The following is a 21,087-nucleotide window of genomic DNA, read 5'->3' on the forward strand; positions in this document are numbered from 1 at the left end:
GCGGCCTTCAGTAACCGATGGCGGCGCCCGCGGTTGCGCGGCTGTCGATGGCGCCGTGATAGCCGGTCCCGTCGCCTTTTTCGATGTCGGCCAGGTCCTTGCCGCCCACGAGGATGCCCGCCGCCTCGCCCCAGATCGTCCAGTTGGGGTCGATGCCCACGGTGTAGCCCATGCCGGTCAGCAGGCGCAGGGTGTCGGGCGACAGCGCGCGGGGCTCCATGAACACCCGGTCGGGCAGCCACTGGTGATGGATGCGGGGCGCATCGATGGCTTCCTGGATGTCCATGCCGTGATCGACCACGTTCATGATCGCCTGCAGCGTGATGGTGATGATGCGCGCCCCGCCCGGGCTGCCGATCACCATGAAGGGCTCGCCGTCCTTCGAGACAATGGTCGGGCTCATCGAGGACAGGGGCGACTTGCGCGGCTCGATGGCATTGGCCTCGCCCTGCACCAGCCCGTAAAGGTTCGGCACGCCCGGCTTGACCGTGAAGTCGTCCATTTCGTTGTTCAGCAGGATGCCGGTGCCCTCGGCGACCTTGGCCGTCCCGAAGGACCCGTTCAGCGTATAGGTGACGGCGACGGCGTTCCCGTTCTTGTCGATGATCGAATAATGCGTCGTTTCCGGCGACTCGGGCGAGACATTGACCTTGAGGTCCGCGCTGACCCCCGCGCGATAGGCGTCGATGCGCGACCGGATCTCGTCGGCATAGGCCTTGCTGGTCAGCTTCCCGACCGGGTTGTCGACGAAATCCGGGTCGCCCAGGGCGGTGTTGCGGTCCACATAGGCGTGGCGCATCGCCTCGACCATCAGCCGTGTCGTTTCCGCCGAGCCATAGCCCAGATACGAGATGGGATAACCTTCCAGCACGTTCAGGATCTCGCAGATGATCAACCCGCCGGACGACGGCGGCGGCGAGGACGCGATCTCGTAGCCGCGGTAGCTGCAGGTCACCGGCGCCATCTCGCGGACCTTGTACTGCTCGAAGTCCTCCTTCGCGAGGATGCCGCCATTGGTCTGACTGGCCTGCACGATCAGGTCGGCGATCCCGCCTTTGTAAAAGGCGTCCGCCCCGCCTTCGGAAATCTGCGTCAGGGACTTGGCCAGGTCGGCCTGCACCAGCCGGTCGCCTATGGCATAGGGCTCGCCGTCCTTGAGGAAGATCCTGGCGGCGGCCGGGTCCTGGGCCAGCCGCTTGTTGCCCCTTGCCAGCGAGGCGACGTCACCCTGTTCCAGAACGAAGCCCTCGGAGGCCAGCCGGATCGCGGGGGCCAGCAGTTCCTCGCGCGGCTTGGTGCCGTATCTCTCGCGCGCCATCTCGAAGCCCGCGACCGAGCCGGGGGTGCCGACCGCCAGATAGCTCTCGGTACTGGCGCCGGGGACCGGATTGCCCTGCGCGTCCAGATACATCGTCTTCGTCGCGGCCAGCGGCGCGCGCTCGCGGAAGTCGAGGAAGGTGGTGGTGCCATCAGCCATGCGGATCGTCATGAAGCCGCCGCCGCCCAGGTTGCCCGCGGTCGGATAGACCACGGCCAGGGCATAGCCCACCGCCACGGCCGCATCGACGGCATTGCCGCCGGCCTTCAGCACGTCCACCCCGACCTGGGACGCAAGATGCTGGGCGGTCACGACCATCCCGTTCTGCCCTTCCACCGGCGCGGGCGAGGCCGCGAAAGCCGGGGCCGTCCCCACCCACAGCGCCACCACGAAAGACAGCCGCGTCAATGTCGGGTAATGCATGAGAACCCCTCGCCTGAGTCAGGAGACTGCCTGAACCGAATGCCGCATCGAGGATGCGCCCGTTCGGCCTGTGCGTCCAGCCGCGATTCGCCCGTGAAGGGTCGTCCCGGCCCGGAACGGTTCCGGCGCGGCCGCGTTGCCGATGCATTCCTCTGGCCGCCCTTCTGCGGCATAGGGACCCCCGCCGTTGCGCAGGCGCCTTGGCCCGCGCCGACCGCGCCTTCATGCATTCACCGAAAGGATCTTCCGAATGACCGTCCTTGCCTATGGCGCCCCTGCCGCCGACCGCCCGCTGGAGGAAATGGCGATCACCCGGCGCCAGCCCGGTCCCCATGACATGCAGATCGAGATCGTCTTCTGCGGCATCTGCCATTCGGACCTGCACCAGGTCCGCAGCGAATGGGCGGGCACGATCTATCCCTGCGTGCCGGGCCACGAGATCGTGGGCCGCGTCAAAGCCGTGGGCGGCCACGTGACCTCGCACAAGGTCGGCGACCTGGTCGGCGTGGGCTGCATCGTGGACAGCTGCCAGCATTGCCCCGACTGCGAGGAAGGGCTGGAGAACTACTGCGACGGGATGATCGGCACCTACAACTCGCCCACTCCCGACGCGCCCGGCCATACGCTGGGCGGCTACTCGCAGCAGATCGTCGTGCATGAGCGCTATGTGCTGAAGATCACCCATCCCGAGGAGCAGCTGGCCGCCGTCGCCCCGCTGCTCTGCGCAGGGATCACGACATACTCGCCGCTGCGCCACTGGGGGGCGGGGCCGGGCAAGAAGGTCGGCGTCGTGGGGATCGGCGGCCTCGGTCACATGGGCCTGAAGCTGGCGCATGCCATGGGCGCGCATGTGGTGGCCTTCACCACTTCGCCCGACAAGATCGAGGATGCGAAGGCCCTTGGTGCGGACGAGGTGGTCGTCTCGCGCAACGCAGACGAGATGGCGACTCATGCGCAAAGCCTCGACTTCATCCTGAACACGGTTGCCGCGCCGCATGACCTCGACGCCTTCCTGGCGCTTCTGAAGCGCGACGGCACCATGGCGCTGGTGGGCGCGCCCGCGACGCCCCATCCCTCGCCCAACGTGTTCAACCTGATCATGAAGCGCCGCAGCCTTGCCGGCTCGATGATCGGCGGCATCCCGGAAACGCAGGAGATGCTGGATTTCTGCGCCGAGCACGGCATCACCGCCGACATCGAGATGATCCGCGCCGACGAGATCGAGCCCGCCTATGAGCGGATGCTGAAGGGCGACGTGAAATACCGCTTCGTCATGGACATCGCCACGATGGGTGCCTGATCCCCCTGCGCGGGCGGCATCGCTTTCGCCCGCGCAACCCGCCCGAAGGGCCGTCAGTCCTGTCCGTGCACCCAGATCCCCACAAGGGCGGCTGCCGCCACCGCCGCCAGGAACAGGTTGACCGAGATCAGCACCCATCCCGGCAGCTTGCGGATGTCGGGCGCCAGAAGCTCGGCCCGGAAGATCTGGCGCCACACCCCGGCGATGAAGCAGAAGATGGCGAAAAGGATCAGGACCGAGGCCTGACCCATGACCAGCCAGCCGGGCACCAGTCCTTCCAGCAGGCTGCGCGCGCCGATGCCGCTGGCAAGGCCGACAAGGCCGGTGCGCACCCAGGCCGCATAGGTCCGCTCGGCGGCGAAGACGGTGCGGTCGCCCGCAAGCTCGGTGCGCCGCTCGGCGCTGTCCTTTGTGACGACGGCGGCCTTGGCCGTCACCTGCGCCGCCTTGGCCGAGGTTTCCGCCGCCGCCGAGGTCCGGGAGGCCGCCTGCGTCGTCTGCTGCGCGGCGGCGCTGGTGTCCTCGGCCGCGCTGGCGGCGCTTTCCGCGGCATCCTGCGTCTGCCGGGCCGTCCGGGTCACGGCCTCGGCCGCGTTCTCGACCTTGCGCTCGTCCATGTGCTCCTCGGTGCAGGCTCAGCCGAAGGCCAGTCTAATACCCCTCCGGGCGGTCTGTCGCTTGCGAATCGCGCAGCCGATGCATGCGCCTGAGCGCCTGTCCGGCACAGGGCGTGTTCCCTTGGCCGCCTATCCCCTGCGGACCCACGGCATCATGCCCGGGACATCCTGCGGAGCCATGACACCCGCACTGTTCCGGCCTGCCGTGGAGGGGCCTTTCCGCGGTAAAGAAAGGGGAAAGACGCCATGATAGTTTATGCGAATGGCCCCATATCCTTTTAGACAGATTGCGGGTCAGCGCGTAGAATGGTTCATGGCGATCAAGACGATCGTCTTGAACATGTCACCTGTTTCATGTGTCTGCCTGTTTCTTGTCTGGTGACGCGACAACAAGACCACCCGCGCAGCCCTGCTGCGCGGGTCCTTTCATGACCGGAATCCGCCGCCGTCGCGGCAAGGCCAGCGTCTCCGCGTCCTGAGCGCGCCCCTTCGAGGAAAGACTGGTTCGCAAGCCGCGCCTGCTGCCCGGCGCGCCCACCCTCCTTGGCCCCGCGCCCGGCAGCAGGCGTTGCCCGGCAAGCCTGTGGCGAAAGCCCGGCCTTCCTCAGCCCAGTTCCTCGAGGAAGCGGGTCAGGAGGGCGGCATAGGCGGGCGCGACCTCGACGCCGGGCAGGTGGCCCGCGCCGGGAAGGACCTCGAAGCGTGCGCCGGGGATCAGGGCGGCCGTGTCGCGCACGATCTCGGGGGGCGTCGCGCCATCCAGCTCGCCCGCGATGGCCAGAGTGGGCAGCCGCAGGGTGGCCGTGGCCTCGCGCAGGTCGGCGGCAGCGATGGCCTCGCAGGCGGCGGCATAGGCGTCCAGCGGCTGGCGCTCCAGCATCATCTGCCAGGCGCGGCATTCGGTCGTTTCGCGGAAGGCGGGCGAGAACCAGCGTTCCATCGTGGCGGCGCCGATGGCCTCGATGCCGCCCGCGCGGACGGTGGCGATGCGGTCGCGCCACAGCTCTGGCGTGCCGATCTTCGCGGCGGTGTTCGACAGCACCAGCCCGCGCAGCAGGTCGGGGCGGCGCGCGGCGAGGCTTTGCCCGATCAGCCCGCCGATCGACAGGCCCACGAAGACCGCGTCCCGCAGCCCGAGGTGATCCATCAGCGCGGCGGCGTCATCGGCCAGCTGCCCGATGCTGTAGGGGCCGGGCGTCGCCTGCGTCAGCCCATGGCCGCGCTTGTCATAGCGCACGAGCCGCAAGCCCCGAGGCAGCAGCGGCAGCACCGCATCCCAGACCCTCAGGTCGGTGCCCAGCGAGTTGCCGAAGACGACCGCGCGGCCGTCGCGCGGCCCCTGGTCGGCGTAATGGACCGCAAGGCCCTGAAGCTCTGCCACCTGCATCGGACGGACAACTCCTTATGTTGCTGCGCAGCGGTGCCGGCCCGTGACCGGCCCATCGTCCAGCGATAGAACAGGCACCCGCCGCTTGAAAGCAGGCCCTCAGCGCGCCGCTGTCAGCGAGGCCACGCGCCGCAACCCTAGGCGGTACCCCTCGGTCCCGCAGCCCGCGATCACTCCGTCCGCCCGCAGGCTGATATAGGAATGGTGGCGGAAGCTTTCTCGCTGGTGGACGTTCGAGATATGGACCTCGATCACCGGCCCGTCGAAGGTCTTCAACGCATCCAGGATGGCGACCGAGGTATGGGTGAAGGCCGCCGGGTTGATGACGATGCCCGCCGCGTTTTCGCGCGCCTCGTGGATCCAGTCGATCAGCTGGCCCTCGTGGTTCGACTGCAGGAAGCGGATTTCCACCCCCAGTTCACCGGCAAGGGCCGCGCAGTCGCGTTCCACGTCGGCCAGAGTCTCGTGCCCGTAGATCTCGGGCTGGCGCTTGCCCAGCAGGTTCAGGTTGGGGCCGTTGAGGATGTAGATCAGGCGGGCCATGCTGTCCTTTCATGCGCGGCGGGGTTGCGGCCGCGCTCAGTCGTCCCAGTCGGGCGAGAAGTCGTAATCGCAGTAGCGCCGTCCCTCGGCGAGGCGGTGGATGGCCGCCATCTCGTCCCCGGACAGGACGAAGTCGAAGATGTCCAGGTTCTCGGCCAGCCGCGCGGGTCTGGAGGACCGGGGAATCGCCGCCACGCGGTCCTGCTGGACCAGCCAGCGCAGCGTGACCTGCGCGGGCGTCTTGCCGTGGCGCGCCCCGATCTGCTGCAGCAGGGCCACGTCCGCCACCGCGCCCCGCGCGATCGGCAGATAGGCCACCAGCAGCATGTCGGCCCGCGCCATGCGGTCAAGCAGCCGGGCCTGCGACAGGAAGGGGTGGTATTCCACCTGGTTGCAGAAGAGGTCCGCCTTGTGGACCTCCAGCGCCTCGTCCAGCAGGGGCAGGGTGAAGTTTGCAACCCCGATCAGGCGGGTGCGGCCGGCGGCCTTTTCCTCGGCAAAGGCGGCCAGAGTCTCGCCCAGGGGGATGTCGCGGGCGGGCCAGTGAACCAGCAGCAGGTCCACCTGGTCCAGCCCCAGCCGGTCCAGGCTTTCGGCCATGCGGGCATGGACGTCGTCTGGGCGCAGGTCGCTGGGCCAGATCTTGGTGGTCACGAACAGATCGTCCCGCGCCACGCCGCTGTCCCGGATCGCGCGGCCGACCTCGGATTCATTGCCATAGCGGATGGCGGTGTCGAGATGGCGATAGCCCATGGCGATCCCGTCGCGGATCGCGGCCTGCCCCGAGGCGCCCGTCAACTGGTATGTCCCCAGCCCCAGCGCCGGGACAGTGTCGCCCCGGATCGTCTTCAGCATGCCCGACCCCTCCGTTTCCGCTGGCCCGCAACCTACGGGGCCGCCCGGCGGCTTGTCAAAGCGGGGCGGACGCATGAATCCGCCCTCGGCTGCACGGCTTTCGGCAACAGCCCCATTGGCGGAAATCCGGACCGCTGCTACAAATTGGCCAAACCCCGTCGGATGGACAATATATGGACCAGGATCACGAGCCGCCGGTGCTGATTTCCTCGGCCGGCCGGCGGTCGGCGCTGCTCGCGGCCTTCCGCGAGGCGGGGGCAGGCCCCCTTCATGCCTGCGACCTGAACCCGGAGCTTTCGGCGGCCTGCCGGCTGGCCGACGCCGCCCATGCGGTGCCGCGCTGCGACGCGCCCGGCTTCGTCGAGGCGGTCGAGGCCATTGTCCGCGACAACGGCATCCGTCTGGTCGTGCCTACCATCGACACCGAGCTTCCCGCCTATGCCGAGGCCGCAGGGCGGTTTGCCGCCCTTGGCGCGCGGGTCCATGTCTCGGACCCCGCCACCATCGCCGTGGTGCGCGACAAGCAGCTGACGATGCAGGTGCTGGGCGCGGCGGGCGTTCCCGTCCCCGAGACGCGGACGGAAGCCGAGCTGCGCGCCGATCCGCAGGGCCTTGGCTGGCCGGTCTTCGCCAAGCCCTCGGGCGGCAGCGCGAGCCGGGGGCTCGCGGTCTATCGCTCGGTGGGCGAGCTGCCGGAAGGTTTCCCCGAGCCGATGATCTTCCAGACCCGGCTCTCGGGGCCGGAATACACGGTCAACATCTTCGTGGACCAGGCGGGCGAGCTGCGCTGTGCCATTCCGCACCTGCGGCTTCAGACCCGCGCGGGCGAGGTGGAAAAGGGCCGGACCGAGCGGCGGGCCGACCTGGCCGCCATCGCCCGGAAGGTGGCCGCCGCCCTGCCGGGCGCACGGGGCGTCCTGTGCTTCCAGGTGATCGACGATCCCCGCCACGGCCCCCGCGTCTTCGAGGTCAACGCCCGCTTCGGCGGCGGCTACCCCCTGGCGCACCAGGCGGGGGCACGCTTCGCCGACTGGCTGCTGGACGAGATCGACGGCCGCCCCTGCCGCGCCCATGACGGCTGGCGCGAAGGCGTCACGATGCTGCGCTATGACGATGCGGTCTTCCTTGGCTGAGCGGATCGTCTTCGACCTGGACGACACGCTTTACCTGGAACGCGATTTCGCCTTCAGCGGCTACCGCGCGGCAGGCGACTGGCTGGAAGCGCAGGGCAGCGCCCCGCCGGGCACGGGTTCACGTCTTGCCGACGCCTGCCGGGACCTGTTCACCCGGGGCGAGCGGCGCGCCATCTTCGACCTCGCGGCGCAAGGTCTGGGGCTGGCCCCGGAACTCGTGCCCGAACTGATCGAGGTCTACCGCGGCCACATGCCCCGGATCTCGCTTTGCCCCGACGCGAAGCGTTATCTCGCCGGGCATAAGGGGCTCGGCCTCATCTCGGACGGCTTCGAGCAGACGCAGCGCAACAAGATCGCGGCGCTGGGGCTGCAAGCGCATTGCGACATCATCCTGCCGACGGGGCAATGGGGGGCGGGCTACGGCAAGCCCCATCCGCGCGCCTACGAGATCGTGTCTGCCGCCTCGGGGGGGCGGACCTGCGTTTATGTCGCGGACAACGCGGCCAAGGACTTCCTTGCGCCGAACCGGATGGGCTGGATCACGGTGCAGATCCTGCGGCCCGGCCGCGTGCACGAGGGAAGCCCGCCCACCCCCGCCCATGCGGCGGGGGCGGTGATCGAGAGCCTCGATCAGCTGGACCAGGCCATCGCCGCCTTGCGCGGCTGAAGCGCGGCGCCCAGCACGGCGTCCCATTGCGCCATGATCCGGCCCTGCTCGAACCGGGCAGCGGCGATATGGGCCGCCTGGCCCAGGCGATTGCGCAAGGCGGGATCGGCGGCAAGCCGCGTCATCGCGCCCGCCAGCGCCGCCACGTCCTCGGGCGGGACCAGAAGGCCGTTCCGGCCTTCGACGATCATCTCGGAAGGGCCGTAGGGACAGTCGAAGGACACCACCGGCAGGCCCGAGCAGGTCGCCTCGGCCACGACGTTGCAAAACCCCTCGAAGCGCGAGCTGACCACCAGAACATGCCCCGCCCCCAGCCATTCCTCCGGCCCTTGGGCGATACCGGGCAGCGAGACGCGGTCCCCAAGGCCCGAGGCCCGGACCAGGCTCTCCAGCGGCCCGCGCTCGGGCCCCTCTCCGAAGATGGTCAGGCGCGCGCCGGGATGGGGCACACGGGCGAAGGCCCGGATCAGCAGGTCGAAGCCCTTCTGCGGGTCCAGACGCCCCACGGCGATGAATTGGCAGTCGGGGGCGGGCGAGGCGCGGCGGAAGGGGACCGGATTGCAGAAGTTGTGGATCACCACCGCGCGTTCCTGCAGCGCCGGGGGCAGGTCGTCGCGCTGGCCCCTGGTCTGCATCACGATCCCGGCCGCGCCATGGGCGAGGACCTGCTGGGCGCGGTTCCAGAAGCCGGGCGACTGCATCAGCGGGTTGTTGCGTTCCGAGATGACGACCGGGATGCCCGTTCCCCGCGCGGCCAGCATCGTCAGGCAGTTCACCTTGGTCAGGAAGGACAGGATCACGTCCGGCTTCACCCGGCGGATCAGCCTCCGGATCGCGGCCAGCCGCCGCAGGTGCAGCAGCTTGTCAGGGCGCGCGCCGTCGGCCAGCAGATGCAGGCGGACGTCGGGCGGATAGGGAAAGAACGGGCCCGCAGGCGGCATGAACATGCCCGCCACGTGAACCTCGTCCCCTTGCGCGTGGCGATGCGCCCCGATCGCGGCCATGATCTTCTCGGCTCCGCCCGTTCCGAAGCCGCCTTGTATCATCAACAGCCTCACTCGGCGGCCTCCATGCGCAGGGGGGTGACGGGGCCGGGGGCGTTCAGCGCGGCCTCGACGATCGGGGCGTTGATGTTCTTGGTCTGCAGGAAGATGCGGCCGATGTATTCGCCCAGGATGCCCAGGAACATCGCGTTCAGCGTCATCGACATCAGGAGCAGCACCACCAGCGTGGCAAAGCCAGGCGGCCATTCCTGCCCGAACAGCAGCTTGCCCACCAGGTAGCCCAGCAGCACCAGAAAGGTCAGAAGCCCCGCCAGCAGCGATACGGTGGACGCAAGCCGCAGCGGCAGCAGCGAATGGTTGACCAGCCCGTCCACCGCCAGTCCCAGCATGGCGCGGAAGGGGAACTTGGACTGCCCCGCCACCCGCGCCGCGCGGTCGTAGTCGAAGCCCGCCTGGCGGAAGCCCATGGCGCTGATCATGCCCCGCATGTAGGGCGAGCGGTCCTCGGACCTGCGGATCTGGTCCAGGATCACGCGGTCGGTCAGCCGGAACTCGCCTGCGTTGCGAGGCAGCTCGTCGGGGCTGACGCGATCGATGAACCAGTAGAAGGCCCGCCTGAGCGCGGCCACCACCGGGCCGTCGGGCAGGCTGCGGCGGATGCCGTAGACGACCTGGTTCCCCTGCCGCCACAGGTCCAGCATCTTCGGGATCAGCTCGGGCGGGTCCTGCAGGTCGCTGTCCAGCTGGATCGCGCAATCGCCCCGCGCTGCCTTGTAGGCGAACATGACCGAGTTCTGGTAGCCCACGTTGCGCGAGAAGCGGAACACCCGGACGCGGGGATCCTCTTCGGCGATCTCGCGCAGGATGGCGAAGGTCAGGTCGGTGGAATGGTTGTCGGTGAAGATGATCTCGGCCTCGACATCCTTCAGGCCGTCCAGCACCGCCGCGACGCGCGCGTGGCAGTTGCGGATGTTCTCTTCCTCGTTGAAGCAGGGGATCAGGATCGAGATCAGGGTCATGCAAGGCACTCCTGCGGGGGCATGATGCGCGCCCGCTCCCAGGTGATCGTTTCGCGCAGGCCCTCGGCCAGCCCGACGCGCGGGTGCCAGCCCAGGGCCGTGATCTCGGGCGAGGGACGGCAGGACACGACATGCGCGGCCAGGGCGGGAACCGGCGGTGGCGGGGGCAGGGGGCCGTCGGGGCGCAGGGCCAGCGCCCCGATGCCCTCGGCCAGATGGCTGGCCAGCAGGGGGCGCCCGGTGGCCACGGTAACGACGGGCGGCAGGGCGGCGGCATGGTCGGCCGCAAGCCGAAGGGCCGCCACGCAGTCGCGGACATGGATCAGGTCGCGCTGGGCCTGCGGCCGCTGCACCTGAAGCGGAAGGCCGGACAGGGCGCGGCGGATCAGGCCCGGAACCAGGAAGTCCGGGGACTGGTCGCCGCCATAGGTCAGGCACAGCCGCGCCGTGACGGCGGGCAGGCCCAGGCGCGCGCGGGCCAGCCGCAGCACCTGGGTGCCCATCAGGGCCGACAGCCCGTAGCCGTCACCGGGGCGCTCGGCCTCGTGCGGGTCGAGCACCCGGTTCGTTTCGCCCATCTCCGCCAGCGATCCGGTGCGGACCAGTGCGGGCGGGTGGGCCAGCCGCCGCAGCGCGTCCAGAAGAACCCGCAGCGGCGCGACATTCGCGGCGACCGCCTCGTCGAGATCCGACAGGTCGTCCCGCGCGGGGCTGCGCGTGCGGGCCGCGAGGTGGAAGACCTGCTGCGGCCGCGCGTGGGCCACCGCGGCGGCGACCGCCGGGGCGTCCAGGGGATGGGCGCGGGCCAGGGTGATCCGCCCCGCGAGATCCGCCAGCCGCCAGGGATCGCTGCCGGGGCGGGCCAGCACCGTGACCTCGTCCCCGCGCGACAGGCAGTCGCGCGCGAGATGCGAGCCGATGAAGCCCGTCCCTCCCGTGATCAGCACCCGCGCCATGCGCCTTACCCTTCGCCGCCGCCGACGATCCGGGGATAAGGCAGCGGCACGATGAACTTGCCCCCCGCCGCCTCGTAGTCGCGCAACTGGTCCCGGATCTCATCGAAGAAGTTCCAGGCCAGCACCAGCAGGTAGTCGGGGCGCTGCTCCTCGATCTTCTCGGGCCCGTGGATCGGGATCAGGACGCCCGGCGACAGCGTGCCCTGCTTCAGCGGGTTGCGGTCCACCAGGTAGTCCAGCGTTTCGGGGCCGATGCCGAAGTAGTTCAGCAGCGTGTTGCCCTTGGCCGCAGCCCCGTAGCCCGCGATCCGGGCGCCCGAGGCCTTGAGGTCGGCCAGCATCCAGACCAGCCGGTCGCGGATGTCCTCGACCCGCTGGGCGAAGTCGGCGAAGGCCTCGGCGCCCTGCATCCCCGCCTCGCGCTCGGCCTCGAGCATGGCCGTGACCTCGGCGCTGGGCGCCTGCGCGGCCTGGGCCTTGCGCATGAAGACGCGCATGGAGCCGCCGTGGACCGTCAGGCGCGTCACGTCCACCACCGCCATGCCCGTCGCCTCGGCCAGCCGGACCAGCGACATCAGGCTCATTTCCGACATGTGCTCGTGATAGACATTGTCGAACTGGTTGGTCAGCAGGATGTCGCGGCCCCAGGGCACCTCGACCACGAACCAGCCGTCGTCGGACAGCAGCGTGCGCACGCCCTCCATGAAGCCATGCAGGTCGCCGATGTGGTTGAGCGTGTTGGTGGTCGAGATCACCTGCGCCGGGCCGCGCTGGGCGCGGACGGCGGCGGCGGTTTCGGGGCCGAAATAGGCGACATGGACCTCGACCCCGTTGGCGGCGGCGTTGGCGACCAGGTTCGCGGCAGGGTCGATCCCCAGGGTCCGACCGCCCATGCGGTTGGCGAAGGACAGCATCAGCCCGTCGTTGCAGCCCACGTCCACGATCAGCCCGCCCTGGGCCAGGTCGGTCAGGACGCGGGCCAGCCCCTCGAAATGGCCGTGCATGGTCCGCGCCCCCGAGGGGACGTAAAGGTAGTGCGTGAAGAAGCCGTCCGGGATCTGGTCGGCCACCTGGATCATCCCGCAATCAAGGCAGGCCTGGGTGTTCAGCGGAAAGGCCGGCTGCGGCGCATCGCGATCCTCGGGGCGGACGAACATGTTGGCCGGCGGATGGTCTCCCATCGGCAGGAACAGCAGCAGGTTGTCCGAATCGCAGGCGCGGCAGCGGTCGAGCTGGTCGGGGCGGGGGGCGTGATCCTTCATCATCCGGCCTTTCTGCTGGCGTGATCGGCGAAGTCCTGGAACGAGGCGTGCATGTAGTCGATCTGGTCGTCCGTCAGCCCGTGGTGGCAGGCCATCAGGATGCCGCCGCGCATCACCGCGTCGGCGACCGGATAGCCGCCGGGGGCCTCGCGCCGGGGCTGGTTGCGCATGGCAGGCTGGCGCAGGATGTTGCCGGTGAAGACGGGCCGGGTCTGGATGTCGCGGCGCTCCATCCAGATCTGCAGGTCGCGCCGGGTGAAGGGCGCCTCGGGCCGCACGGTCAGCGGGAAGGCCAGCCAGCCGGTCACCGAGTCGGGCAGCTGCCGGGGCAGGATGAACCAGTTCCGGTAGGCCGAGAAGAAATCGAGATGGCGGGTGAAGTTCGCTTCTCGCGCGGCGATGTTGGCCTGCAGGCGGCCCAGCTGGACCAGCCCGAAGGCCGCGCCCATCTCGGACGGCTCCATGTTGTAGCCCAGTTCCTCGAACAGGAACTTGGCGTCATAGGGGATGCCGTCCAGGTCCACGTTGAAGCGGTTCTCGATCGTCTCGCTTTCGACGAACAGCGACGAGGTCCGTCCCCAGGACCGCAAGAGCAGCGCCCGCCGCGCCAGCGCGTCGTCGTTGACGCAGAGCATTCCCCCGTTGCCCGCGCAGTTGATGACATGGCTGCCGTAGAAGCTGGTGGTCGAGATGTCCGACCATGTCCCGGTGCTGGTCCCGCCGATTGTGGCGCCCAAGGTGTCGGCGCTGTCCTCGATCACCTTCAGCCCGTGGGCGTCCGCGATCCGGCGGATGCGCGGCCAGTCGGACAGGTTCCCGATCAGCGAGGGCACCATGATCGCGCGGGTGTCGGGGCCGATCATCGCCTCGATCCGGTCCGCGTCGATGTTGTAGGTCCCCTCGGCCGCGTCCACGAAGGCCGGCACCAGCCCGTGCTGGAGGAGGGGGGCGACGGTCGTGGCGAAGGTCAGCGCAGGCGTGATGACCTCGGACCCTTCGGGCAGGTCCAGCAGCGCGACGGCTAGGAAATTCGCCGACGAGCCCGAGTTCACCATGATCCCGTGCCGCTTGGAAAACAGCGCCGCCACCCGCTCCTGCATCTCGCGCACGTGCTTGCCCATCTGGGTCGAACTGCGCAGCACCGCCGTGACGGCGGCGATTTCCTCTTCTCCGTGAACAGTCTGGCCGTAGTTGACGCGCATCTCATCCCCTCTGAATGGCAAGTTGGCTGGTCGGCAATGCAGGGCGGGCCAGGGCTGCGGGCATGGGCCGCAGGCGGGCCGCGTAATCGGCGATCTGGCCCAGCGACAGGCGCAGCATGTCGGCGCCCGCGGCCTGGGCGCGGTACCAGGCCGCGGTCAGGCCCAGCGCCTCGCGCAGGGACAGACGCGGCTGCCAGCCCAGGCGCTGGCGCGCCTTGGTGCTGTCAAGCCGCAGGATGCCGGCCTCGTGGGGCGCGTTCGGTGGCGGGTCGGCGCGGAAGCGGGGGCCGTCCTCGCCCCAGGCCTCGGCCAGCATCGCGCAAAGGGTGCCGACCGGGACCGCCGCCTCGCTGTCGGGGCCGAAGTTCCAGGCGCCCGCGACCTCGGTCCCGCGCCCTTCCAGCATGGCCGCGCCGATGGTCAGGTAGCCCGCCAGCGGTTCCAGCACATGCTGCCAGGGGCGCAGGCTCGCGGGGTTGCGGATCACCGTTTCCCGCCCCTCGAGGGTCGCCCGCACGATGTCGGGGATCAGCCGGAAGGGCGACCAGTCGCCGCCTCCGATGACATTGCCCGCGCGCACGGTCGCGAGCTGCGGCCCGGCGGGGTCGGCGAAGAAGGACTGCCGGTAGGCCTCGGCCACCAGTTCCGTGCAGGCCTTGGAGGCCGAGTAAGGGTCACGCCCGCCCAGCCGGTCGGTTTCGCGATAGCCCCAGTCCCATTCGCGGTTGTCGTAGCATTTGTCCGAGGTGACGACGATCACGCCGCTCAGGCTGTCGCGGTGGGCGCGCGCGATCTCCAGCACGTTGGCGGTGCCCACGACATTGGTGGCGAAGGTCTCGGCCGGGCGGTCGTAGCCGCCGCGCACGATCGCCTGGGCCGCCATGTGGATGATGAGGTCGGGCCTGAAGCCTGCCACCGCGCGCGCGAGGTCCAGGGGCACGTTGATGTCGGCAAAGCGGCTGTCGCAGAGCGTGTCGATCCGCGCCAGGTGATACAGCGCAGGCTGGGTGTCGGGGGGCAGCGCGACCGCGCGCGTCTCGGCCCCCAGCCGGTCCAGCCACATCGCGAGCCACCCGCCCTTGAAGCCGGTCTGTCCGGTCAGCAGCACCCGGCGGCCCAGGAAGGATTCGCCGAAGGGACCCTCGGGGCCGAAGCCGGTGTCATGGCGCGGGCCGTTCATATCGCCAGCGCCAGATGCTCGCGCCGCCGGGTCTTTTCATCGAAGCACAGCCAGGGCGGCGTGTCCTCCATGCAAAGCTCGTTCAGCGTGTTGCGGTCGCGCACCGTGTCCATCGGGTGCCAGAAGCCGAAGTGGCGATAGGCCATCAGCTCGCCATCCTGCGTGAGCTGGGCCAGCGGCGTCTGCTCCAGCGGCTCCATCTCGTCCACGAGATAATCGAAGACGGCGGGCTCGAAGACGAAGAAGCCGCCGTTGATCCAGGTGTCATAGCGCCGGACCTTCTCGGTGAAGGCCTGAACGCGGTCGCCGACCAGCTCGATGTTGCCGAAGCGGGCGGGGGGCTGGACGGCGGTCACGGTGGCCAGCTTGCCGTGGCTGCGGTGGAACTCCAGCAGGGCGCCGATGTCCACGTTGCCCAGGCCGTCCGAGTAGGTGACCATGAAGGTCTCGTCCCCGATCCAGTCGCGCAGTCGCGCGATCCGGCCGCTGGTCATGGTATAGGCGCCCGTGTCCACGACCGAAACGGTCCAGCCGCCCTTGCTGATGGGCGACAGCCGCACCTCGCCCGTGTCCACCGAGACGCTGATGTCATTGGCGATCAGGTGGTAGTTGGCGAAGAACTGCTTGAGCATCATCGCCTTGTAGCCCGCGGCCACGATGAAGTCGGTGTGGCCGAAGTGGCAGTAGATATCCATCACCCGGGCGATGATGGGGCGGCCGCCGACCTCGACCATGGGCTTGGGGATGGCCACGGTTTCCTCGGCCAGTCGAGAGCCGAGGCCGCCCGCGAGCAGGATCGTCTTCATGGAGTGCCTCCTGGGTTGTTCTGGGTTGAGCCGGCGGGAAGCCAGAGCGTTCCGGTCCCGTATCGGTCGTGGATTTCGGGGATGGCCCGGGGCCGGTAGCCATGAGCGCGGGCATAGTCTTCCAGCGGGGCTTCCAGCGCGGGATCGAAGCCCGTGAGGATGGCCACCGGAGGCCGCGTCCCGAACAGCCGGGCAAGGTCCTCGGGCCCGGCCATGACGTAGGAGGCGCGCAGCGCGGGGTCGATGTGGCCTGCCACGCGCCAGGCGAAGGGGCCGGTGGCGAACTCGGGATAGATCGGCAGTCCGGCCTGCAGGGGATAAAGGGGCGACAGCGTGGCGACCGGGCCGGCGGCGAGCCCGTCGGGGGCGGCAAGCCGGGCCAGCGCCTCGGCCCCGTGGCTCAGGCGCGCGGGCGTCAGGCGGTCGGGGTGGCGCAGGTCGACGAGCCCCGTGGCAAGGCGCGGCAGCGCGACCGCCCCCATCAGGACGACGGCGGCGGGCAGGGCGCGCAGCAGGAAGGTGCGCGGCGCGGGCGGCAGGGCGCGGATCGCCAGCGCCGCCAGCACCGGCAGCCCGGCCAGTGGCTGGACGAAATACTGGGGGAAGGCGGGCGTCGGGACAAAGGCCAGCGCCGCCGCCGTCCCCATCGCCGCCCCGACCACGGCCGCCGCCTGCACGGCCCGCGCGGCGTCATCGTCGCGTCCGCAGGACCGCGGCCACATCGCCCAGGCTGTCGCCGCGACGAACAGCCCCAGGATCGCGCCCCCTGCCAGCCAGACCCCTTGGGCCAGCTGGACCTTTCCGGGCAACCCCATGGCCAGCCCCGGCTCGGAAGCGGCGTTGGCCTGCCAGTAGGCGACATGGGGGCCCGAATGATAGCGCAGGATGTGGTCGAAGAAGGTTGGCTCGGTCAGCGCGAGCCAGATCAGCGGCAGCGCGCCGACCAGGCCTCCCAGCGCCACCGGCAGCGCCGTCAGCCGCGCGCGCCGGGCCAGCGGAACCCCGCGCGGCAGCATGAAACAGGCCGCCACGACAGCAGGCACGAAGGCGATGGCGCTGGCCTTCATCCCGGCCGCAACGGACAGCGACAGCCCGGCGGCGAAATAGAGGACAAAGGGCGAGCGCCCGCTGAGGTGCGCCATGGCGAAAAGCGCCAGCCCCAGCAGGATGAAGGGCAGCGGCAGCAGGTTGTTGGTCGCGGCCATGCCGGCCTGCGACAGCAGCGTCTCGCTGGCCAGGGGGATTGCCGCCGCAAACAGGCCCGTCACGGGCGACCCGGTGATCCGGCAGCCTGCCCAGAAGCCCCCGCCCATCAGCAGGATCCAGGCCGCAAAGACCGTCAGCCGTGCCGAGGTCAGCAGGTCGAGGCCCGGCAGCATCAGGTGGACGGCGCGGAAGGCCCAGGCCGAATAGGGCACATGGTTGTAGAACTGCCCCGAATACAGCGGCCAGTCGCCCAGGGTGGCGGCGGGCGGAACGAACATCCATTCGTCGCGACGCAGGTCGAAGCCCATGATGCGCCCGTAAAGCGCGGCCCCCAGGATCAGCAGGCCCGCGATGGCCAGGGCGGCCAAGGCCGCCTGGCGCGGCAGGCTGCGGGTGACGGGCAGGTCGGTGACGCTCATGCCCTGCCTCCGGCGGTGTGAAAGCCCATGACGCGGCCGATCAGCCCCCAGGACAGAAGGACCGTCGCGGGCAGGATCAGCGCCTGCGCCGCCAGCGCGCCTGTGCCCGCCGCCAGCAGCGCGCGCAGAGCCAGCGCGTTCAGCACCCAGATCAGCAGATAGGCGCCCACATAGGTGGGCAGGCGGTCCCAGCCCCGGACGGCGAAGACCAGCCGCGCGTGCAGGCGATAGTTCCACAAGGCGCCCAGCAGGAACTGCAGCGCCAGCGCGGCCTGTGCAGGCAACCCGGCCAGCACGCCCCCCGCATAGACGCCGTAGCCGAACGCGGTGTTCAGCACGCCCACGGCGAGGAAGCGCAGGAAGGCCGTGCGCGTGTCCGGGCGAAGGGGCAGGGCCGCCGAGATCATGCCGCCGCTTCCCGTTCCAGCGCCGGGCTGGCGCCCTCGGCCTCGAGGCCCGTGGCGGTCAGGATCATCCGGTTGATCAGATCGACGTCATGGCGCGCGCAGACCTGCCGCCGCGCCTCGGCCCCCATGCGCCGGGCCAGCGAGGGGTCCTGGGCGAAGGCCCGCATGGCGCGGGCCAGCGCGGGCACGTCGCCGGCCGGCACCACGAGACCCGACTGTCCGTCCGCCACGGTCTCGCGGCAGCCGGGCGCGTCGGTGGTGATGACGGGGCGGCCGCAGGCCATGGCCTCCAGGATGGTGCGCGGCACGCCCTCGCGCAGGCGGGTGGGCAGGACGACGACATGGGCGCGGTGCAGGTGCGGGATCACGTCGCGCGACTCGCCCAGCACCACCGCCTCGCCCGAGGCCTGCCAGCGTGCCAGCAGCTCGGGCGCGATGGCGTCGGGGTTGCTGTCGGTCGGGCCCAGCAGTTCCAGCCGCACGGGCAGTCCGTCCGCGCGCAGCAGGCGGGCGGCGGCCAGCGCGTCCTCGACCCCCTTGCTGCGCAGCATCCGCCCGACGAAGAGGAAGACCGGCGGACCGGGCGGCAGGGGCGCGGGCGCAAAGCGCGCCGTATCGACGCCCGAGCCGGGGATCTCGACCAGCCGCGCGGCCCTCGGGATCATCCGGTGCCGGCGGATGTCGTCCCGGTCGGCGTCGTTGTAGCAGAAGGCAAGCTTCACCCCGCCCGTCGCCAGCCGGTGCAGCGCGACCGAGATGTCGCGCACCATGCGCCGCTTGCCGCGCGGGTGCGGGTCGGAAAAGGCGTAGCCCAGACCCGTGAACAGGGGATGACAGGCGGGCACCCCGGCCAGCCGCGCGGCCATCGCGCCATAGACGATGGGCTTCATGGTATAGGGGATCACGACATCCGGCCGCTCGCGCCGCATCAGGCGGCGCAGGGCCTCCATTGTCGCCATGTCGGCCAGCGGGTTGATCCCGGTGCGCTGCATCGGCACCGTGGCGGTGCGGATGCCCAGGGCGTCCAGCCTGCCCCGGACCTCTCCGTCCAGGTCGGGCGCGACGGCGGTGACATCGTGGCCGTTCGCCATCATCCGCCGCATCAGGTCCAGCCGGAAGTTGACCAGCGACCAGCCCAGCGAGCCGATGACCATCACCCGGCGCGGCGGCACGCCTGCCCCCGGATGACCGCCGAACGGAGGAAGCATGCGGTTCATGCGACCCTCGGCTGCTGGTCGGGCTCGGTGCCGTCCGTGCGATAGCCGGGCACGAGATCGGCCAGAAGCCGGCGCACCGCGTCCTCGTCGCCCGCCCGGGCGGCCCGTTCCAGCTGCACCATGACCCCCCGCAGGCGCGAGATCGGGACCGGCGTCGGCACCGCGCAGTTGACACCTGCGAAGCCCGCGGGGCGGACGACCTCGTTGCGGTCGAACAGTTCCTCGAACAGCTTCTCGCCGGGGCGGATGCCGACGAACTCGATGCGGATGTCGCGGCCCGGCTCCTTGCCCGCCATGCGGATCATGCGCTCGGCCAGATCGACGATGCGGACGGGCTTGCCCATGTCCAGGACGAAGATCCGACCGTTCTCGTTCGGGCTGCGCAACCCCTGCGCGGCCGCGACCAGCGTCAGTTCCACCGCCTCGCGGATGGTCATGAAATACCGCTCCATCCGCGGGTCGGTGACGGTCAGCGGCCCGCCGCGGGCGATCTGTTCCTGAAACAGCGGCACCAGAGAGCCGGACGAGCCCAGCACGTTGCCGAAGCGCACGGCGAAGAAGCGCGTTTCCCAGCCGATCTCGCGGGTGATGAGATCCTGCGCCTGGGCGTAGAACTCGGCCACGCGCTTGGTCGCGCCCATGACATTGGTGGTGTTGACCGCCTTGTCGGTGGACACCTGCACCATCGCCAGCGCCCCCACATCGCGGGCGGCGTCCGACACGTTGCGCGCACCGATGATATTGGTCAGCACGCCCTCGGCCGGGTTCTGTTCCACCAGGGGGACGTGCTTCAGGGCGGCGGCGTTGAAGACCAGTTCGGGCCGGTGGCGCCGGAACAGCGCCAGCAGCTTTTCGCGGTCGCGCACGCAGCAGATATGCAGGTGGCGCGGAACATCGGGGAAGTGGCGGGCCAGCGAACGGTCGATCTGGTAGGCGTTGAACTCGCAGTTCTCGATCAGCACGATCTCGGCCGGGCGCAGCGAGGCGATCTGGCGCACCATCTCGCTGCCGATGGACCCGCCCGCGCCCGTCACCAGCACCCGCCGGCCCTGGTAGGTCAGGGCCAGAAGCTGGCGTTCCACGCGTGCCTGCGGGCGGGTCAGCACGTCCTCGGGGTCGATGTCGCGCAAGGCGCCGCCGCCGGCCGGGATGCGGCCCCCGTCGGGGTCGGTCAGGTCGGGCAGCGAGCGCACGCGGATGCCCCGGCCTTCCGCCCATTTCATCAGCACGGCCATGCCGTCGCGGTCGAAATGCGTGACCGGCCCGGTCAGGAAGATCTGCCGGGGCAGGCGGCCCGCGGCGGCCAGCCGCGCCAGCACGGGGCCGGGATCGCGCACGGCCCCCAGGATCGGCACGCTGTGGAACAGCAGGCTGGCGCTGGTGCTTGAGCTGTCGATGATCCCGATCACGTCATAGCGCGCGGGTCCCTGGCGGATCGCCCGCAGGAACAGGTCGGCCGAGGCGTCCGTGCCCACCAGAAGCACCGGTTCCCGCGGAGTGTCAGCCGTCTCGCGGCTGTCCAGGCGCAGGATCTCGCGGTGGCGGGCGACCAGGCGCGCGCCGCCCAGCAGCGGCATCAGCGCCAGGAACAGGATCGGCCAGGTCGTCAGCGGCGCCTCGGGGACGAGATTGACGGTGTTCTCGATCCACAGGGCGATCAGCAGCGCCGTGGCGGTTCCGGGGACGAGGATCGGCAGGTCCGGCAGCGAGGACGAGCGCGCGTGGCGCCGGTAGAAGCCGAAGCAGGTGAAGACGGGCATGCCCACCAGCAGCACCAGTGCCGCCAGCCGGGGCAGGGCGGCCAGTTCGGCCATGCCGAAATGGGGGCCTGCCGACAGCAGAAGGGCCGTCCCGCAGGCCACCACGATGCCCGCCGCATCGGCAAGGACAAGCTTGTTGTTGGCCTGCAATTGCGCCTTGAGGCTCGCAGCCTGGGCGCGGATGGCCCCGTTCAAACCCTCGCCCGTATTACCGACATCCGCGTGCATGATGTGCAGTCCCGCCTGAGTGAAGCAGGGCCGTTCGGAACCGACCCCTGCTGGCAGTCTTGCGCCGGCAGGCGCGCATCGCCCCATGTGAATGGAGGGGGACTGGTAAGAGTTAAGACATGTTAATGATTATTAACGGAAAGACATTCTCAGCCATTTGCAATGCCGTCGTGCGCGG

19 protein-coding genes are annotated in these 21,087 nt (G+C 70.0%); 3 read left to right on the top strand and 16 right to left on the bottom strand.

Annotation, left to right across the window (positions count from 1 at the left end; all coding sequences use genetic code 11):
• Window positions 1–7: 7 nt before the first annotated feature.
• A complete protein-coding gene (gene ggt / locus ACFFII_RS13340) occupies window positions 8–1,741 on the bottom strand; it encodes a gamma-glutamyltransferase (RefSeq protein ID WP_377699364.1) in 1,734 nt (577 codons plus the stop codon).
• 250 nt (window positions 1,742–1,991) lie between these two features.
• Here ggt and ACFFII_RS13345 point away from each other — a divergent pair, with 250 nt between their 5' ends.
• Window positions 1,992–3,041: an NAD(P)-dependent alcohol dehydrogenase gene (locus ACFFII_RS13345; protein WP_377699365.1), complete on the top strand. Its 1,050-nt coding sequence runs from the start codon at window positions 1,992–1,994 to the stop codon at window positions 3,039–3,041.
• A 53-nt stretch (window positions 3,042–3,094) separates the two neighbouring features.
• Here ACFFII_RS13345 and ACFFII_RS13350 read toward each other — a convergent pair whose 3' ends face one another.
• From ACFFII_RS13350 to ACFFII_RS13365, 4 genes are all read right to left on the bottom strand, one after another.
• Window positions 3,095–3,658, bottom strand: a complete 564-nt coding sequence (locus ACFFII_RS13350; protein WP_377699366.1) for a DUF202 domain-containing protein — start codon at window positions 3,656–3,658, stop codon at window positions 3,095–3,097.
• A gap of 604 nt (window positions 3,659–4,262) precedes the next feature.
• Window positions 4,263–5,045 carry a 3-oxoadipate enol-lactonase gene (gene pcaD / locus ACFFII_RS13355; protein WP_377699367.1) on the bottom strand — a complete coding sequence of 261 codons (783 nt, stop codon included), beginning with the start codon at window positions 5,043–5,045 and terminating at the stop codon, window positions 4,263–4,265.
• 99 nt (window positions 5,046–5,144) lie between these two features.
• A complete protein-coding gene (gene aroQ, locus ACFFII_RS13360; RefSeq protein WP_377699368.1) occupies window positions 5,145–5,588 on the bottom strand; it encodes a type II 3-dehydroquinate dehydratase in 444 nt (147 codons plus the stop codon).
• Window positions 5,589–5,624: 36 nt separating this feature from the next.
• Window positions 5,625–6,443 carry an aldo/keto reductase gene (locus ACFFII_RS13365; protein ID WP_377699369.1) on the bottom strand — a complete coding sequence of 273 codons (819 nt, stop codon included), beginning with the start codon at window positions 6,441–6,443 and terminating at the stop codon, window positions 5,625–5,627.
• 173 nt (window positions 6,444–6,616) lie between these two features.
• On the opposite strand from ACFFII_RS13365, the gene ACFFII_RS13370 reads away from it, so the two are divergent.
• Both ACFFII_RS13370 and ACFFII_RS13375 read left to right on the top strand, forming a co-directional pair.
• Entirely contained in the window at window positions 6,617–7,576 is a 960-nt protein-coding gene (locus ACFFII_RS13370) for an ATP-grasp domain-containing protein (protein WP_377699370.1), read from the top strand.
• On the top strand, window positions 7,551–8,243 hold the full coding sequence (locus ACFFII_RS13375; RefSeq protein ID WP_377699371.1) for an HAD family hydrolase: 693 nt from the start codon (window positions 7,551–7,553) through the stop codon (window positions 8,241–8,243). The genes ACFFII_RS13370 and ACFFII_RS13375 overlap by 26 nt, the downstream gene beginning before the upstream one ends.
• Here ACFFII_RS13375 and ACFFII_RS13380 read toward each other — a convergent pair.
• Genes ACFFII_RS13380 through ACFFII_RS13430 form a run of 11 tightly spaced genes read right to left on the bottom strand, consistent with a single transcriptional unit; the run spans window position 8,207 to window position 20,909 of the window.
• Window positions 8,207–9,301 (bottom strand): glycosyltransferase family 4 protein, encoded by a 1,095-nt coding sequence (locus ACFFII_RS13380; RefSeq protein WP_377699372.1) that lies wholly within the window; start codon window positions 9,299–9,301, stop codon window positions 8,207–8,209. The two genes, ACFFII_RS13375 and ACFFII_RS13380, sit on opposite strands and share 37 nt — an antisense overlap.
• The gene (locus ACFFII_RS13385) at window positions 9,298–10,266 is read right to left on the bottom strand and encodes a glycosyltransferase family 2 protein (protein WP_377699373.1); all 969 of its coding nucleotides are present in this window, start codon (window positions 10,264–10,266) and stop codon (window positions 9,298–9,300) included. Before ACFFII_RS13385 ends, ACFFII_RS13380 begins: the two co-directional genes overlap by 4 nt.
• Window positions 10,263–11,222, bottom strand: a complete 960-nt coding sequence (locus ACFFII_RS13390) for an NAD-dependent epimerase/dehydratase family protein (protein ID WP_377699374.1) — start codon at window positions 11,220–11,222, stop codon at window positions 10,263–10,265. Before ACFFII_RS13390 ends, ACFFII_RS13385 begins: the two co-directional genes overlap by 4 nt.
• Before the next feature lie 5 nt (window positions 11,223–11,227).
• Window positions 11,228–12,484, bottom strand: a complete 1,257-nt coding sequence (locus ACFFII_RS13395) for a class I SAM-dependent methyltransferase (protein WP_377699375.1) — start codon at window positions 12,482–12,484, stop codon at window positions 11,228–11,230.
• A complete protein-coding gene (locus ACFFII_RS13400; RefSeq protein WP_377699376.1) occupies window positions 12,484–13,686 on the bottom strand; it encodes a DegT/DnrJ/EryC1/StrS family aminotransferase in 1,203 nt (400 codons plus the stop codon). Before ACFFII_RS13400 ends, ACFFII_RS13395 begins: the two co-directional genes overlap by 1 nt.
• A gap of 1 nt (window position 13,687) precedes the next feature.
• On the bottom strand, window positions 13,688–14,866 hold the full coding sequence (gene rfbG / locus ACFFII_RS13405; protein ID WP_377699377.1) for a CDP-glucose 4,6-dehydratase: 1,179 nt from the start codon (window positions 14,864–14,866) through the stop codon (window positions 13,688–13,690).
• Window positions 14,863–15,672, bottom strand: a complete 810-nt coding sequence (gene rfbF, locus ACFFII_RS13410; protein WP_377699378.1) for a glucose-1-phosphate cytidylyltransferase — start codon at window positions 15,670–15,672, stop codon at window positions 14,863–14,865. Before rfbF ends, rfbG begins: the two co-directional genes overlap by 4 nt.
• Window positions 15,669–17,297, bottom strand: a complete 1,629-nt coding sequence (locus ACFFII_RS13415) for a glycosyltransferase family protein (RefSeq protein ID WP_377699379.1) — start codon at window positions 17,295–17,297, stop codon at window positions 15,669–15,671. The genes rfbF and ACFFII_RS13415 overlap by 4 nt, the downstream gene beginning before the upstream one ends.
• Window positions 17,294–17,704 carry a GtrA family protein gene (locus ACFFII_RS13420; RefSeq protein ID WP_377699380.1) on the bottom strand — a complete coding sequence of 137 codons (411 nt, stop codon included), beginning with the start codon at window positions 17,702–17,704 and terminating at the stop codon, window positions 17,294–17,296. The genes ACFFII_RS13415 and ACFFII_RS13420 overlap by 4 nt, the downstream gene beginning before the upstream one ends.
• Window positions 17,701–18,921 carry a glycosyltransferase family 4 protein gene (locus ACFFII_RS13425; RefSeq protein WP_377699381.1) on the bottom strand — a complete coding sequence of 407 codons (1,221 nt, stop codon included), beginning with the start codon at window positions 18,919–18,921 and terminating at the stop codon, window positions 17,701–17,703. The genes ACFFII_RS13420 and ACFFII_RS13425 overlap by 4 nt, the downstream gene beginning before the upstream one ends.
• Window positions 18,918–20,909: a polysaccharide biosynthesis protein gene (locus ACFFII_RS13430; protein WP_377699382.1), complete on the bottom strand. Its 1,992-nt coding sequence runs from the start codon at window positions 20,907–20,909 to the stop codon at window positions 18,918–18,920. The genes ACFFII_RS13425 and ACFFII_RS13430 overlap by 4 nt, the downstream gene beginning before the upstream one ends.
• Window positions 20,910–21,087 lie beyond the last annotated feature (178 nt).

The sequence above is a fragment of the Paracoccus niistensis genome, from assembly GCF_042432925.1.
Lineage (GTDB): Bacteria > Pseudomonadota > Alphaproteobacteria > Rhodobacterales > Rhodobacteraceae > Paracoccus > Paracoccus niistensis.

Bases quoted from the DNA above. Each gene is read 5' to 3' on its own strand.
- ACFFII_RS13385 (WP_377699373.1), bottom strand. From the start codon at position 10,266: ATGACCCTGATCTCGATCCTGATCCCCTGCTTCAACGAGGAAGAGAAC.
- ggt (WP_377699364.1), bottom strand. From the start codon at position 1,741: ATGCATTACCCGACATTGACGCGGCTGTCTTTCGTGGTGGCGCTGTGG.
- ACFFII_RS13430 (WP_377699382.1), bottom strand. From the start codon at position 20,909: ATGCACGCGGATGTCGGTAATACGGGCGAGGGTTTGAACGGGGCCATC.
- rfbG (WP_377699377.1), bottom strand. From the start codon at position 14,866: ATGAACGGCCCGCGCCATGACACCGGCTTCGGCCCCGAGGGTCCCTTC.
- pcaD (WP_377699367.1), bottom strand. From the start codon at position 5,045: ATGCAGGTGGCAGAGCTTCAGGGCCTTGCGGTCCATTACGCCGACCAG.
- ACFFII_RS13365 (WP_377699369.1), bottom strand. From the start codon at position 6,443: ATGCTGAAGACGATCCGGGGCGACACTGTCCCGGCGCTGGGGCTGGGG.
- rfbF (WP_377699378.1), bottom strand. From the start codon at position 15,672: ATGAAGACGATCCTGCTCGCGGGCGGCCTCGGCTCTCGACTGGCCGAG.
- ACFFII_RS13400 (WP_377699376.1), bottom strand. From the start codon at position 13,686: ATGCGCGTCAACTACGGCCAGACTGTTCACGGAGAAGAGGAAATCGCC.
- ACFFII_RS13375 (WP_377699371.1), top strand. From the start codon at position 7,551: ATGACGATGCGGTCTTCCTTGGCTGAGCGGATCGTCTTCGACCTGGAC.
- ACFFII_RS13390 (WP_377699374.1), bottom strand. From the start codon at position 11,222: ATGGCGCGGGTGCTGATCACGGGAGGGACGGGCTTCATCGGCTCGCAT.
- ACFFII_RS13345 (WP_377699365.1), top strand. From the start codon at position 1,992: ATGACCGTCCTTGCCTATGGCGCCCCTGCCGCCGACCGCCCGCTGGAG.
- ACFFII_RS13395 (WP_377699375.1), bottom strand. From the start codon at position 12,484: ATGAAGGATCACGCCCCCCGCCCCGACCAGCTCGACCGCTGCCGCGCC.
- aroQ (WP_377699368.1), bottom strand. From the start codon at position 5,588: ATGGCCCGCCTGATCTACATCCTCAACGGCCCCAACCTGAACCTGCTG.
- ACFFII_RS13420 (WP_377699380.1), bottom strand. From the start codon at position 17,704: ATGATCTCGGCGGCCCTGCCCCTTCGCCCGGACACGCGCACGGCCTTC.
- ACFFII_RS13370 (WP_377699370.1), top strand. From the start codon at position 6,617: ATGGACCAGGATCACGAGCCGCCGGTGCTGATTTCCTCGGCCGGCCGG.
- ACFFII_RS13350 (WP_377699366.1), bottom strand. From the start codon at position 3,658: ATGGACGAGCGCAAGGTCGAGAACGCGGCCGAGGCCGTGACCCGGACG.
- ACFFII_RS13415 (WP_377699379.1), bottom strand. From the start codon at position 17,297: ATGAGCGTCACCGACCTGCCCGTCACCCGCAGCCTGCCGCGCCAGGCG.
- ACFFII_RS13425 (WP_377699381.1), bottom strand. From the start codon at position 18,921: ATGAACCGCATGCTTCCTCCGTTCGGCGGTCATCCGGGGGCAGGCGTG.